Source organism: Acidovorax sp. JG5 (assembly GCF_017939685.1).
In the GTDB taxonomy this organism is placed as follows: Bacteria; Pseudomonadota; Gammaproteobacteria; order Burkholderiales; family Burkholderiaceae_C; genus Acidovorax.
This window is the reverse complement of sequence record NZ_JAGKSE010000038.1, coordinates 1-13574: the sequence shown is the minus strand read 5'-3', so window position 1 is coordinate 13574 and position 13574 is coordinate 1. Positions and strand designations below refer to the sequence as shown.

At 59.0% G+C, this 13574-nt stretch carries 12 protein-coding genes; 7 read left to right on the top strand and 5 right to left on the bottom strand.

The genetic code is table 11. From position 1 onward, the window contains the following. The first annotated feature begins 63 nt into the window (after positions 1–63). The 4 genes from J8G26_RS18510 to J8G26_RS18495 are packed head-to-tail and all read left to right on the top strand — an operon-like array spanning position 64 to position 3995. Positions 64–741: an RraA family protein gene (locus tag J8G26_RS18510; protein ID WP_142083070.1), complete on the top strand. Its 678-nt coding sequence runs from the start codon at positions 64–66 to the stop codon at positions 739–741. A 5-nt stretch (positions 742–746) separates the two neighbouring features. Continuing rightward, a complete protein-coding gene (locus J8G26_RS18505) occupies positions 747–1778 on the top strand; it encodes a hydroxyacid dehydrogenase (protein ID WP_142084037.1) in 1032 nt (343 codons plus the stop codon). Positions 1779–1814: 36 nt separating this feature from the next. Then, positions 1815–2801 carry a tripartite tricarboxylate transporter substrate binding protein gene (locus J8G26_RS18500; protein ID WP_210570705.1) on the top strand — a complete coding sequence of 329 codons (987 nt, stop codon included), beginning with the start codon at positions 1815–1817 and terminating at the stop codon, positions 2799–2801. Between the two features lie 6 nt (positions 2802–2807). Continuing rightward, positions 2808–3995 carry an alpha-hydroxy acid oxidase gene (locus J8G26_RS18495; RefSeq protein ID WP_210570703.1) on the top strand — a complete coding sequence of 396 codons (1188 nt, stop codon included), beginning with the start codon at positions 2808–2810 and terminating at the stop codon, positions 3993–3995. Here the strand turns inward: J8G26_RS18495 and J8G26_RS18490 are convergent. Next, positions 3992–4966 carry a LysR family transcriptional regulator gene (locus J8G26_RS18490; protein ID WP_210570701.1) on the bottom strand — a complete coding sequence of 325 codons (975 nt, stop codon included), beginning with the start codon at positions 4964–4966 and terminating at the stop codon, positions 3992–3994. The genes J8G26_RS18495 and J8G26_RS18490 overlap by 4 nt on opposite strands. A 170-nt stretch (positions 4967–5136) precedes the next feature. On the opposite strand from J8G26_RS18490, the gene J8G26_RS18485 reads away from it, so the two are divergent. The 3 genes from J8G26_RS18485 to J8G26_RS18475 all read left to right on the top strand — a co-directional run bounded on the left by J8G26_RS18485 (position 5137) and on the right by J8G26_RS18475 (position 7976). Then, on the top strand, positions 5137–5814 hold the full coding sequence (locus tag J8G26_RS18485) for an RraA family protein (RefSeq protein ID WP_210570707.1): 678 nt from the start codon (positions 5137–5139) through the stop codon (positions 5812–5814). After that, positions 5811–6767 (top strand): D-2-hydroxyacid dehydrogenase, encoded by a 957-nt coding sequence (locus tag J8G26_RS18480; RefSeq protein WP_210570699.1) that lies wholly within the window; start codon positions 5811–5813, stop codon positions 6765–6767. The genes J8G26_RS18485 and J8G26_RS18480 overlap by 4 nt, the downstream gene beginning before the upstream one ends. A 118-nt stretch (positions 6768–6885) precedes the next feature. Continuing rightward, a protein-coding gene (locus tag J8G26_RS18475) for an IS3 family transposase (RefSeq protein WP_210570697.1) occupies positions 6886–7976 on the top strand; the annotation gives its coding sequence in 2 pieces (ribosomal slippage) (positions 6886–7144 and positions 7144–7976; 1092 coding nt in all). Between the two features lie 23 nt (positions 7977–7999). On the opposite strand, the gene J8G26_RS18470 is transcribed toward J8G26_RS18475, so the two are convergent. The 4 genes from J8G26_RS18470 to J8G26_RS18455 form a co-directional block, all read right to left on the bottom strand. After that, the gene (locus J8G26_RS18470; protein WP_210570695.1) at positions 8000–8230 is read right to left on the bottom strand and encodes a transposase; all 231 of its coding nucleotides are present in this window, start codon (positions 8228–8230) and stop codon (positions 8000–8002) included. A 136-nt stretch (positions 8231–8366) separates the two neighbouring features. Beyond that, positions 8367–9686 carry a glycerate kinase gene (locus J8G26_RS18465; RefSeq protein WP_210570694.1) on the bottom strand — a complete coding sequence of 440 codons (1320 nt, stop codon included), beginning with the start codon at positions 9684–9686 and terminating at the stop codon, positions 8367–8369. 10 nt (positions 9687–9696) lie between these two features. Further along, a complete protein-coding gene (gene ppc / locus J8G26_RS18460; RefSeq protein ID WP_210570692.1) occupies positions 9697–12492 on the bottom strand; it encodes a phosphoenolpyruvate carboxylase in 2796 nt (931 codons plus the stop codon). Next, positions 12489–13526 (bottom strand): D-glycerate dehydrogenase, encoded by a 1038-nt coding sequence (locus J8G26_RS18455; RefSeq protein WP_210570690.1) that lies wholly within the window; start codon positions 13524–13526, stop codon positions 12489–12491. Before J8G26_RS18455 ends, ppc begins: the two co-directional genes overlap by 4 nt. Positions 13527–13574: the final 48 nt, after the last annotated feature.

Sequence of the window (13574 nt, the reverse complement as noted above, 5' to 3'; positions counted from 1 at the left end):
CCCGTCTCCTGAACCCGTCCCCCGGGACAGTACATTCCCTCCAGAACCAAAGGAACCCACGACATGGTCGGACTCCAGATCCTCCAGCGCCGCCGCAAGGTCGCCGAGCGCTACGTCCAGGCCTTCGCCGACATCCCGGTGGCGAACGTCAGCGACTGCATGACCCGCATGACCGCGGGCGGGCCCCGCCTGCGCCCCATGCACAAGGGCGGCCGCCTCGGCGGCCCGGCCCTCACCGTGAAGTGCCGGCCCGGCGACAACCTGATGATCCACAAGGCGCTGGACATGGCGGAGCCGGGCGACATCATCGTGGTGGATGCCGGCGGCGACCTCACCAACTCGCTGTTCGGCGAACTGATGATGTCGTACGCGATGCAGCGCAAGCTCGGTGGCGTGGTCCTGAACGGCGCGGTGCGCGACGCCGACATCATCGCCGCGGGCAGCTTCCCGATCTACGCGGCGGGCGTCACGCACCGCGGCCCGTACAAGGACGGCCCGGGCGAGATCAACGTGCCGATCGCGCTCGACGGCATGGTGATCCAGCCCGGTGACCTCGTCATCGGCGACGCCGACGGCCTGCTGTGCGTGCCGCACGACGACGTCGAACAGGTGCTGGCCGCCTGCCGCGAGAAGGTCGCGCTGGAGCAGAAGACCATTACCAACATCCGCGCCGGCAAGCACGACACCTCCTGGGTCGACGCCCGCCTGAAGGCGATCGGCTGCGACCCGACACCGCGTTGATGCCGATGACCCAAGCGAAACGCGTGGTCCGTTCGGACCTCTGGCTCAACCCGGTGTTCGATGCGCGGCTGGCGCAGGAACAGGACATCTCGCTCGGCGTGTTCCCGGTGCGCGGCAACCCCGCGGCCGCGTGGGACATGCTCGCCGGCGCGCACGTGTACCACGTGTCGGCGGCGAAGGACGAACTGCCGCAGGAATGGTTCGCCACCGGCGAGCTGATCGCGCGCTGCCCGCGCCTGTTCTGCGTGTCCTCCAGCGGCGCCGGGTACGACACGGTGGACGTGCCAGCCTGCACCGCCGCCGGCATCGCGGTGGTGAACCAAGCTGGTGGTAATGCCGTGTCGGTGGCTGAACATACCTTGGCCATGATGCTGGGCGTATCCCGTCGCATGGTCGAGGGTGACCGCCGAATTCGGCGTGAGATTGGCTACGCCCGCGAAGACGTGATGGGCCACGAGATCAGTGGTCGCACGATCGGCCTGGTGGGTATTGGTCATATTGGCACACGAGTGGCCGCATTGGCCCGTGCTTTTGGTATGCAGGTGGTGGCCTTCGACCCTCACTTGACCCCTGAGGAAATCGAGCGCCGTGGCGCTCAGCCTGTGTCTTTTGAGGCCTTGCTTGCCCAGTCCGACTTCGTTTCCTTGCATTGCCCGCGCGATGCCTCCACATTGAAGATGATGAATGCCGACACCTTCGCGCGCATGAAGCGGGGGGCGATTTTCATCACCACTGCGCGTGGTGGCATCCATGATGAGGCCGCGTTGGTGCAGGCTTTGCGATCAGGCCACTTGGCGGGTGCCGGCGTGGATGTGTGGGATCAGGAGCCGCCCCCGCTGGATCATCCGCTCTTGTCTATGGATAACGTTTACGCCACCTTTCATGTGGCCGGCGTGACTCATGAAGCGCGCCGAAATATGGGCGCTATCTCTGCGCAACAGATCGTGGATGTTCTTGCCGGGGAACGCCCCCCACGCTTGATCAACCCAGAAGTCTGGCCGGCATTCGAGAAGCGCCGTGCCCGCATCTTAAGCTGAGCCCCTACTTTTTATACCCAAAAGGAGACATTGCCCATGAACCGTATTCCAACAATGCTTCGCCGATCGCTGGCGGCCATGACCCTCTGCGCCACCGCCATCGTTCCTGGTCTGGCGCATGCCGCTTATCCCGAACAACCTATCAAGATGGTGGTCGCTTATGCCACTGGCGGCGGCACGGACATCATTGCCCGCTTGATGGCCCAGTACATGCAAAAACACATGGGCAACAACGCTTCCATTGTGGTGATGAACCGTCCTGGAGCAGGTGGCGCCATCGGCTTCACGGAAGTCGTCAATGCAAAGCCCGACGGATACACCATTGGGTTTATCAACACGCCCAATGTGTTGACCATCCCGATTGAACGCATGGTGAGCTTCCACTGGAGCAATTACGACTTGCTGGGCAACGTCGTGGACGATCCAGGTAACTTCTCGGTGCACGCTGACACGCCCATCAAGAGTCTTGGCGAACTGGCGGCTTACGCCAAAGCCAACCCCGGCGCAGTGACGTATGGCACCACCGGCATTGGTTCGGATGACCACCTGGCTGCCTTGATGTTCGAACGCGCTGCAGGTGTGAAGCTGACCCATGTGCCTTTCAAAGGTGGCGCAGAGGTCCACAACGCCATTGCTTCCAAACAGATTTTCATGGCTGCCATGAACATTGGTGAGGCGTTGCAATATCAAAAAGGCGGAACGCCCCTGAGACATCTTGGTCAGATGAGTGACAAGCGCTCTAATTTGGCAGCCAATGTGCCGACCTTCAAGGAGCAGGGCTTCAAGGTGATCATGGCCTCGCTGCGTGGCATTGCCGCGCCTAAGGGCCTGCCACCGGCAGTTCGTGAACAACTGGTCAATGCGGTGCAAAAAGCCGTGTCTGATCCGGAATTCCAGGCCAAGGCCAGCAATTACTTCGCACCCTTGCGTTACCTCGCACCAGCCGCTTATGCAGCGGAATTGAAAGAAGATGAGGCTGAATTCCAGCAACTGTGGCAGGTCATGCCCTGGACAGACAAGTAATCTGAAATGTGTGACGACAAACTGAACTTGCCCGCCCGTCTGGGCCACATCTTGTGCCTGGACGATTTCGAGGCAGCGGCGCGTCGGCACTTGCCAGCGCCGGTTTTCGCTTATGTCTCAGGAGGGGTGGAGCGCAATCAGACGCTTTCGGCCAATGCATCGGCGTTTGACCGTTACGAGTTCGTGACACGCGTGCTGGTGGATACCTCTAAAAGGTCCACCACTACCGAATTGTTCGGCCAGTCCTGGTCAGCGCCCTTTGGCATTGCCCCCATGGGAATTTGCGCGCTCTCGGCTTACCGGGGTGACATGGTTTTGGCGCAAGCGGCTGTACGCGAAAAAGTGCCAATGATCATGAGTGGCTCTTCTCTCATTCGCATGGAGGATGTGGTGCAGGCCAACCCGGGAGCCTGGTTTCAGGCCTACTTGCCCGGGGCGCGGACTGAGATCGTGGCTTTGATCGAACGCGTGAAATCTGCGGGCTACCAGACCTTGGTGGTGACACTGGATGCATCCATTGCCTCTAACCGTGAAAACAACATCCGTGCTGGCTTCTCCACGCCGTTGAGGCCCAGTGTGAGCCTAGCTTGGCAAGGTATCACACATCCTCGTTGGTTGTTGGGTACATTTGTTCGTACACTTGTGCGTCACGGCATGCCCCATTTTGAAAACAACTTTGCCAAACGTGGTGCGCCGATTCTTTCGGCCAATGTCTTGCGTGATTTCTCTGACCGTGGACACCTTGGGTGGGAAGAAATTCGCATGATCCGGCGCATGTGGCCGGGTCGTTTGGTGCTCAAAGGTATCCTGGATGTGCGCGATGCACGGCAAGCTGTGGATTGCGGGGCCGATGGCCTGATTGTGTCAAACCATGGCGGGCGTCAGCTCGATGGAACGGTGTCCCCGCTTCGGGTGCTGCCCGAGATTGTGCAAGCCTGCCCGCAAGTGCCCGTGATGGTGGACAGCGGCTTTCGCCGAGGTACAGATGTAATCAAAGCGCTAGCCTTGGGGGCCAAATTTGTTTTTGTTGGGCGCCCTTTTAACTATGCTGCATCAGTAGGTGGTGAGGGTGGTGTACGAAAAGGAATCAGACTATTGCGCGAAGAAGTGTCACGAAATTTGGCCATGTTAGGAGTCACATCTGTTGCTGAAATCAGTGATGAAGTTCTTGTGAACTCCAACGGCAAATCTTAAAGCATCAATAGCGGCGTGTCATAGTCAACCATCTCCAAGGCAACCTCTCTTAGTCCTGCAAGTAGAGGGCGAGTGTCGTCAGAGCGCCAATAGAACTTGTACTGCAATTTTGTCAGCGGTGTGTTGCTATGAAGGATTTTTAATGTGCCGTTACGTAAAAGTGGTTGAAGCCAGCCGTGTGGCAGGTAACCTATTGCAACCCCAGCTGATATCAAACCAGCCATTGTAACCATACTATTTGATTCAATTATGTCGGGGATGATTACCTGTGATGTGTGACGCCATGAATCCAGGATGCGTGTTGAACCAGCTTGACGCGACATAGTAACGACGGGTAAATGTTTTACCAAGTCTTCCACCTTACAGGCCCCATCGATTTTATCTGAGCGAGCTACCCAAATGTACTCAACTTCGGCAAGTAAAACTGATTCCAGGTCAGGATGCGTGGAAGGATAGGCGATCATCGCGGCATCAAGTTTTCCGCTAACGAGTTTTGTCTCAAGTTCTAAACCTAGGTCCACATAGGGCTCGAGTTTCAATTGAGGGTGCCGCTCACCCAACCGAGAAACTAGTTTGGGCAACCAAGAAGATGCGGCGATTTCGCCTACGCCGAGTCGGCAACGGCCGCCTATGAGCGTGTCTGCTCCTATTGACGCTACAAGTTCATCCACTTGATTCAGTAATGTGCGAGCCCGCGAGTGCAGGGCTCTACCCTCTGCTGTGAGGGTGGAGCGCCTGCCCGAACGGTCAAATAATGCGCGGCCCAGGCTGCTCTCCATCTCTACGATTCGCTTTGATAGTGACGATTGAGAGATGTGTAGCTTGTCTGCAGCTGTAGCAAAACTATCGCAGGTAGCAGCCCAGTAGAAGGCTTCTAGCTGCTTGAGGGAAAGACATCTCATCGAAAAAAGCGAATAAAAAACATGAAATAAATTCGCTTTTATTATAGTCTGAATGATCTCATACTGCAAAGAACAAAACTAAGGAGACTTCTGATGAATTTTCAAAAACGTTATGTTTTTGCGCTGGGATTGACAGCGCTTCTCTCGGCTGCGATGCCTGTTGGTGCGCAACAACCAAAGGCGGTCCAAACAGCAAACGTTACGTTGGATTGATTATTTTCAAAGAAAGACTTATACAAATGATCGGCTTGCAAATTCAAGAGCGCACACATTGCCTTACCTCTAGTGTTGTGGAAAAGTTTCGTACTCTTCCAGTAGCAAACATCAGCGACTGCATGTCACGTATGTCTGCTGGGGGGGCAAATCTAAGACCATTTCATGGTGCAGGAGCAAATTTGGCTGGACCTGCTTTGACAGTCAAGTGTAGGCCTGGCGACAACCTCATGATCCACAAAGCACTGATGATGGCGAAGCCTGGCGATGTAATAGTCGTTGACGGAGGTGGTGACGTCACAAACGCATTGATCGGCGAGCTAATGGTTGCTACTGCAATAAAGCGAGGTATTGCCGGATTTGTGATCAATGGTGCGATTCGTGATGTTGATGCTATTCGTTCTGGAGCATTCCCGGTCTATGCAGCAGGTGTCACTCACCGAGGACCGTACAAAGATGGCCCGGGTGAAATTAATGTGTCTATTGGAATCAATGGAATGATTGTTGAGCCAGGTGACCTTGTTGTCGGTGATGCCGATGGCGTTTTGTGCATTCCATATAGTGAAGTGGAACAAGTATACGAAGCTACTTGCAAAAAATCCGAAGCTGAGCAGGTGACGATGCGTGAAATCGCGGAGGGATGCCTCGACACCACTTGGATTGATGCAACTCTAAAGAGACTTGGTTGCAAGGTGCCTTCATGAAAATCGTTTTTCTAGACCGCAATACTCTTTCACCGCAAACAGTTTTAAGACCGCCAAAATTTACGCATCAGCTTGAAACATATGAGCAATCTTCACCTCAAGAGGTCAAGGAGCGCATTGCTGATGCAGACATAGTTGTTGTAAACAAGGTAAAACTGACACGCGATGCAATCGCAAGCGCTAAAAAATTAAAGTTAGTAGCGGTAGCAGCAACAGGTTTTGATAACGTAGATGTTGGTGCATGTCATGAGCATGGAGTTTCGGTGAGCAACATTCGAAACTATGCTGTTAATACGGTTCCTGAGCATACGTTTGCACTGATCTTCTCTCTAAGAAGGAGCATCTGCGCATATCAAGAAGCGGTTCGCTCTGGTCGCTGGCAGGACTCAGGTCAATTTTGTTTCTTTGATTTTCCAATTAAAGACCTGGCAGGTTCTACTCTTGGCGTGATCGGTGATGGAGTTCTTGGTCAGGCTGTAGCTCAAATGGGTCGCGCTCTAGGTATGCGAGTCATCTTCGCTGGGTACAAAGGATCGTCGAATCAGGGCGTCCTTTACACCCCCTTTGAAGAAACGCTTCGCAGCGCTGATATCTTGACGCTGCATTGTCCATTAACAAAAGAAACACACAACATGATCGGATCAACAGAGTTTGCGATGATGAAGCGCAAGCCGTTGTTGATCAATACAGCAAGAGGTGGATTGGTTGATGAGTCTGCCGTTGGCCCAGCATTAGATGCAGGTCATATCGGAGGTGCGGCATTTGATGTCGTCTCGGTTGAGCCGCCACCAAAAAATCATCCCTTTATGAGTCTTGTAAACAGACCAAATTTCATCTTGACACCACATGTGGCGTGGGCAAGTGATGAGGCTATTCAAGGTCTGGCAGATCAGCTGATAGAGAACATTGAATCATTTGTTCGTGGAGAACCTCGAAACCTAGTCGGCGTCTGAGACATGTAATTTCAAAAATTCGGAGACAAAAAGTGAGTATTAAATATCCATCGACGTCCCCCCGGATTTGAGTAGCAACTGACTCTGGAGTCCAATCCCATGTAACAGGAGATTGGACGTGAAGAAGAGATTTACGGAAGAGCAGATCATTGGCTTTCTGCGGGAAGCGGAGTCGGGTTTGCCGGTGGCGGATTTGTGTCGCCGCCACGGCTTCTCGGAGGCCAGCTACTACCTCTGGCGCAACAAATTCGGTGGCATGAGCGTCTCCGACGCCAAGCGCCTCAAGGAGCTGGAAACTGAGAACGGCCGGCTCAAGCGGCTGCTGGCCGATGCCCTGCTGGAGAACGAGGTGACGAAAGAAGCCTTGAGAAAAAAGTGGTGAGCGCACCCGCACGGCGCGAGCTGGTGCGCCACATGGTTAGTCGTGGCCTGAGCGAGCGTCGTTCGTTGCGCGTCATTGGTATGAGTGCCAGCGCCCTGCGCTACGAGCCCGCCGGGGATCGAAACTGCGCCTTGAAGGAGAAGATCATTGCTTTGGCCCAGCGCTATCGCCGCTATGGCGCTGGCATGATTTATCTGAAGTTGCGCCAGGCCGGTGAGATCGTCAACCACAAGCGCGTTGACCGTCTGTATGCCCAGGCAGGGCTGCAGGTCAGAAAGCGCAAGCGCAAGAAGATCCCGCTGGCCGAACGTCACCCTCTGGAGCGTCCTATGGCGGCCAACCAGGTGTGGTCGATGGACTTTGTCTTCGACCGCACGGCCGAAGGACGCAGCATCAAGAACCTGACGGTGGTCGATGACGCGACCCACGAAGCGGTGGCCATCGTGCCCGAGCGTGCAATGGGCGGCAACCAGCTGGTGCGCATCCTGGACCAACTGGCCACCACCCGGGGCCTGCCCAAGGCAATCAGGACCGACAACGGCAAGGAGTTCTGCGGTCGGGCCATGCTCAACTGGGCTCACGCCAAGGGGGTGCAGCTGTTCCTGATCGAACCAGGCAAACCCAACCAGAACGCCTACATCGAATCATTCAATGGACGCTTCAGGGACGAATGTCTGAATGAGCACTGGTTCACCAGCATGGCGCATGCCCGGGTAATCGTCGAAGCCTGGCGCCGGGAATACAACGAGGAGCGACCCAAGAAATCCTTGGGTGGACTGACACCGGTGGCTTATGCCCAAAGGCTCATGCAAAACCAGTTAAATTAACCCCCGGACTCCAAAGCCCAGTGCTACTGAATCCGGGGGGACGTCGAGGCAATTGGCGATGGTGCCGCGACCGGCAAGTGCCGAGCGCAGCGTTTCATGCCAATGCCGGCGAGCCACTTGTGCACGACGTTGGCGTTGAGGCCATGGGCCAGTGCAACGGCGGCAATCGATGCGCCGGGTTGGCGACAAGCTGCCAATACGCTGGCCTTGAATTCTGGAGAGTGGGTACGACGGATGGGAGGTTTGGGATGCATAGGTGTCCACCAACATTAGGTGGACACCATCGTCTGATCAAACTCCGGGGGCATCAAGATGGGATGACTGGGCGCTCACAAAACAATTTGCGCCGCGGCAAACCCGCGATCGAGATGCCATCAGAGCAAATTCGCCTTAAAGCACCAATATGGCTCTGAAATCGTTGACATTAGTGTGTGTCGGACCTGTGACCAATAGATCTCCTAATGCGCTAAAGTAACCGTAGGCGTCGTTGCGTTCGAGAAATTCTTCCAACTTAAGGCCTAAGGCTTGACCCCGCACTAGCGTATCGGGGGTGACGAAAGCACCGGCGTTCTCTTCAACGCCGTCGATACCATCGGTGTCTGCAGCCAAGGCCCACACGCGGGGGTTTCCCATCAGCGCTCCGGCCAGGCCCAGACAAAACTCACCTGCGCGACCACCACGACCTCTTGGTACGGCCGACGACAACTTGCGGACGGTAACAGTAGTTTCACCACCGGAGAGGATCACACATGGCAGTGAAAATGGCTGGCCACGTTTGGCAACGGCGCGTGCCAAGGCGCCGTGTACCTTTCCGACCTCACGCGATTCACCCTCAATCTCGTCTGAGAGGATATGCGCCTCGACACCTGCGGCGCGCGCCGCCTCGGCCGCCGCCTCCAGCGACTGCTGCGGCGTGGCGATCAGGTGCGTGGCATGGTCGACGAAGACGGCATCGCCCGGCTTGGGCGTTTCCAGTTCGCCGCTTTCGAGCCGCGCGCGCACCGCGGCGGGCACCTCGATGCCGTAGCGGTCGAGGATGGCCAGCGCGTCGGCACAGGTGGTGGCGTCTGGCACCGTCGGCCCGCTGGCGATGACGGCCGGGTCGTCGCCCGGCACGTCGCTGATGGTGAGCGTGACCACCTGCGCCGGCCCGCAGGCTGCCGCCAGCCGGCCGCCCTTGATGCGCGAGAGGTGCTTGCGCACGCAGTTCATCTCGCCGATGTGGGCGCCGGATTCGAGCAGTTGTCGGTTTATGCGCTGCTTGTCGGCCAGCGTCAAGCCCTCGGCCGGCAGGGTGAGCAGCGAGGAGCCGCCGCCCGAGATGAGGCACAGCACCAGGTCGTCGGGCGTGAGGCCGGCGGTCAGCGCCAGCATGCGCTCAGCCGCCTTCAGGCCGGCCTCGTCGGGCACGGGGTGGGCCGCCTCGACGATCTCGATGCGCTGCGCAAGACCCTCGGGCCGCGGCGGGATGTGGTGGTAACGGGTGACGACCAGGCCGGAGAGTGGCGCATCCTTCGGCCACAGCGCCTCCAGCGCATGCGCCATTGAGCCGGCGGCCTTGCCGGCGCCTAATACCAGCGTGCGGCCACTGGGCGGCGGTGGCAGAAAGGCGCCCATGCGTGCCGTCGGCAGGGCATGACGCACCGCCGTGCGGTACAGGTGCTCCAGGAAGCCGCGGGGCTCGAGATCACAGGAAGTTCGACTGTTCATGATGGCCTCGTCAACCGGTATTGCGCAGGCCGGCCGCTACGCCGTTGATGGAGATGTGGATCCCGCGCTGCACCTGATCCCCCTGATCGCTGTTCCTGAATCGCCTGAGGAGCTCCACTTGGAGCAAGTTCAGCGGATCGATGTAGGGGAACCGGTACTGCATGGACAACTGGAGCTCCGGGTTGTCCTGGATCCTTCGATGCGCGCCCGTGATCTGCGTGAGCGTGTCGGAGGTCAGGCGCCACTCCGCTTCGATCATTGAGAACACTGTTTCCCGCAGGGCCGGTTTGCCAACCAATCCGGCATAGCGTCGCGCCAACTGCAGGTCGCTCTTGGCCAGCACCATGTCCATGTTCGACAGCAGCGTGCGGAAGAAGGGCCACTGCGCGTACATGCGCTGCAGCAGCGCCTCGCGCTCCGCCCGGCCCTTGGCATCGGGCGCACCCTCGATGAAGCCCGCCACCGCGCTGCCAAAGCCGTACCAGCCGTTGATGGCCAGCCGGCACTGGCCCCAGCTGAAGCTCCAGGGCACGGCGCGCAGGTCCTCGATGTTGTGCTTGGGGTTGCGCGAGGCCGGGCGCGAGCCGATGTTCAGCTCAGCGATCTCGCGGATGGGTGTGGCGCCGAAGAAGTAGTCGACGAAGCCCGGCGTCTCGTACACCAGCGCGCGGTACGCGGCCATGCTGGCGCGCGAGATCGTCTCGGCCGCATCCATGAAAGCGGCCGGCGCCGCCTTGTTCGGCGTCAGGAAGGTGGCCTCCAACGTGGCGGCCACCAGCGTTTCCAGGTTGCGTCGGCCGATCTCGCGGTTGGCGTACTTCGAGCCGATCACCTCGCCCTGTTCCGTCAGGCGCAACTGCCCGCGCACCGTGCCCGGCGGCTGCGCCAGGATGGCCTGGTAGCTGGGGCCGCCGCCGCGGCCCACGGTGCCGCCGCGTCCGTGGAACATGCGCAGGCGGATCGGCTGCGCTTCGCCCTCGTTGAGCTCGTCGAACAGCTTCACCAGCGCGTTGCCGGCGCGGTACAACTCCCAGTTGCTGGTGAAGATGCCGCCGTCCTTGTTGCTGTCGCTGTAGCCGAGCATCACGTCTTGCTCGGCGCCGGAGCGCGTCACCATCGCGTGCACGCCCGGCAGGCCGTAGAAGTCGCGCACGATGGGCGCGGCGTTGCGCAGGTCCTCGATGGTCTCGAACAGGGGCACGACGATCAGGTCGCACACGGCGTCCTCGTTCAGCGTTCCGCGCATCAGCCCCACTTCCTTCTGCAGCAGCAGCGCCTCCAGCAGGTCGCTCACCGTCTCGGTGTGGCTGATGATGTAGTGGCGGATGGCGGCGCAGCCGTAGCGCGCACGCACCGTGCGGGCCTGCGCGAAGATGGCCAGCTCGCTCACGGTGAGCGGCGCGTAGGCCGCGTCGGGCACGCGCAGCGGGCGGGCGTCGTCCAGCAGGCGCAGCAGCAGGGCCTGCTTGGCGTCTTCGGCCAGCGCGGCGTAGTTGGGCTCGATGCGCGCCACCTTCAGCAGGTCGGCCACCACCGCCTCATGCTTGTCAGAGCTTTGCCGCAGGTCCACCGTGGCGAGGTGGAAGCCGAATACCTCCACCGCGCGGATCAGTGGCTTCAGGCGCGGCTCGGTCAGGGCAGCTCCATGCTTCTCGCGCAACGATTCCTCGACGGTGCGCAAATCCGTTAGGAGGCTTTCCGCATCGGAATACGGATGCTGGGGGGCCACGGCGGCACGCACAGCCGTGGCGCCGGTCAACGCGTGAAGCGTGGCCGCCAGACGGGCGTAGACGCCGATCAGCGCGCGCCGATAAGGTTCGTCGCGGCGGTGCTCGCTCGGGTCCGGCGAGGCCTCGGCCAGCGCCTGCATTTCGGGCGTCACCTCCACCAGCGCGGCCGACAACGACAGCTCGCCGCCCAGGTCGTGGATCTCGGAGAGGTAGTGGCGCAGCGCCAACTCGCACTGGCGGCGCAGGGCATGATCCAGCGTCTCGGCGGTCACGTTGGGGTTGCCGTCGCGGTCGCCGCCGATCCACTGCCCCATGCGGAAGAAGGGCGCGATGTCCTCGCGACCCAGCGCCGTCTCCAGCTCGGCGTACACGTGCGGGATCATGCGCAGGAAGGTCGCCTCGTAGTAGGACAGCGCGTTTTCGATCTCGTCGGCCACCGTCAGCCTGGTGAAGCGCACCAGCCGTGTCTGCCACAGCTGCGTGATCCTCACGCGGATCTGCGCCTCGTTCTCGGCCAGCTCGCGCGGCGTGAGAGCATCCATGGCTTCGGCGCATGGCTGCTGGCGCTGGCGGATGTCGTCGCGTGCTGCCAGCAACTGCGCGATACCGCGCTCGGCGTCGAGGATGCTCTTGCGCTGTACCTCGGTCGGATGCGCGGTGAGCACCGGCGACAGGTAGCTGTGTGCCAGCGTCTGCACCACCTGCACGTCGCTGATGCCGGCCTGGCGGATGCGCGCCAGCGCCATCTTCAGGCCGCCCTCGATGGCCTCGCCCGCGCGCTCGGCCGCGGTGCGACGGCGGATCTGGTGGCGGTCCTCGGCCAGGTTGACCAGGTGGCTGAAGTAGGTGAAGGCGCGGATCACGCGCACCGTCTCGGCGGCCGTGAGGTCCTCGAGCAGTTGCTTGAGCGCGCGGTCTGCCGATGGGTTCTCGTCGCGGCGGAAGGCGACCGAGAGGGTGCGGATCTTCTCCACCAGTTCGAAGGTTGCAGTGCCTTCCTGCTCGCGGATCACATCGCCGAGGATGCGGCCGAGGAGACGGATGTCCTCGATCAGTGGCTGGTGGTTGTGGCTCAATCCCCGCTCCTGCGCGTCACCGCATAGACCTGCGGATTGAGGAGATTGGCGGCAGGCACACCGCTGAAATGCGAATGGATGCCGTCGAGCGCCAGCATCCCCATGGCGGTGCGCACTTCGTGTGTTGCGCTGCCGATATGCGGCAGCAGCGTTGCATTGGTGAGGTCCAGCCACCGTGCGTCGATGTTCGGTTCCCCGCGATACACATCCGTGCCGACGGCTCCCACGCGACCTTCCTGCACCGCTGCAAACAACGCAGCCTCGTCAACCAGATCGCCCCGAGCGATGTTCACCACCATCGCACCGAAAGGCAACATTGCCAATCGCTTTGCATCGATGATTCCCCGCAGCTGTGGAGTTGAGGGGGCACAGATACAGAACATGTCACTCACACTTAGCAAGCTCTCCAAACTATCATGGAATTGTGCTCCTCGCTCCTTGTCTACCGAAAGCCGCGAACGATTGTGATAATGCACAAGCATACCGAACGCAGATGCTCGAGAAGCGATCGCCATACCGATTCGCCCCATTCCAAAGATCCCAAGACGTTGTCGATCTAACGATCTGCCAAGGAACAGCGTAGGTGCCCAACGCCCCCATTCACCATTTCGCAATGCAACTTCCGCGGAAGTCGTTCGACGAGCTGCAGCAAGAATCAAGAACAGCGCAATGTCAGCAACAGCATCTGTGAGAACATCAGGTGTGTTAAATACAGGTAGCCTTCGCGCCGTCGCTGCTGCCACATCAATATGATCGTATCCTACAGAATGTGTTGCAAGAACCTTAATGCTCGGAGACAGTCTACCAATGAGATCTCTATCGAGTTTATCGTCAGGCATAACTAAGACCGCATCAAACCCGGAAGATTTTTCCACCAATCGATCCCCAATTGGATCTGTCTCACGCCAAAACTGCACATCGAATTCATCAACAGCACGATCGACAACAGCATCCGTTGGAATACCAGTCACCAACAACCTGCAACGCCGATTAGCGTTGGTCACAGTTTTCGAATTCATTTCAATATCTCTCATAGTCTTTGAGGGAATGTACTGTCCCGGGGGACGGGTTCAGGAGACGGG

Bases quoted from the DNA above. Each gene is read 5' to 3' on its own strand.
- J8G26_RS18480 (WP_210570699.1), top strand. From the start codon at position 5,811: ATGAAAATCGTTTTTCTAGACCGCAATACTCTTTCACCGCAAACAGTT.
- J8G26_RS18455 (WP_210570690.1), bottom strand. From the start codon at position 13,526: ATGAGAGATATTGAAATGAATTCGAAAACTGTGACCAACGCTAATCGG.
- J8G26_RS18510 (WP_142083070.1), top strand. From the start codon at position 64: ATGGTCGGACTCCAGATCCTCCAGCGCCGCCGCAAGGTCGCCGAGCGC.
- J8G26_RS18495 (WP_210570703.1), top strand. From the start codon at position 2,808: ATGTGTGACGACAAACTGAACTTGCCCGCCCGTCTGGGCCACATCTTG.
- J8G26_RS18485 (WP_210570707.1), top strand. From the start codon at position 5,137: ATGATCGGCTTGCAAATTCAAGAGCGCACACATTGCCTTACCTCTAGT.
- J8G26_RS18465 (WP_210570694.1), bottom strand. From the start codon at position 9,686: ATGAACAGTCGAACTTCCTGTGATCTCGAGCCCCGCGGCTTCCTGGAG.
- J8G26_RS18470 (WP_210570695.1), bottom strand. From the start codon at position 8,230: ATGCATCCCAAACCTCCCATCCGTCGTACCCACTCTCCAGAATTCAAG.
- J8G26_RS18500 (WP_210570705.1), top strand. From the start codon at position 1,815: ATGAACCGTATTCCAACAATGCTTCGCCGATCGCTGGCGGCCATGACC.
- J8G26_RS18505 (WP_142084037.1), top strand. From the start codon at position 747: ATGACCCAAGCGAAACGCGTGGTCCGTTCGGACCTCTGGCTCAACCCG.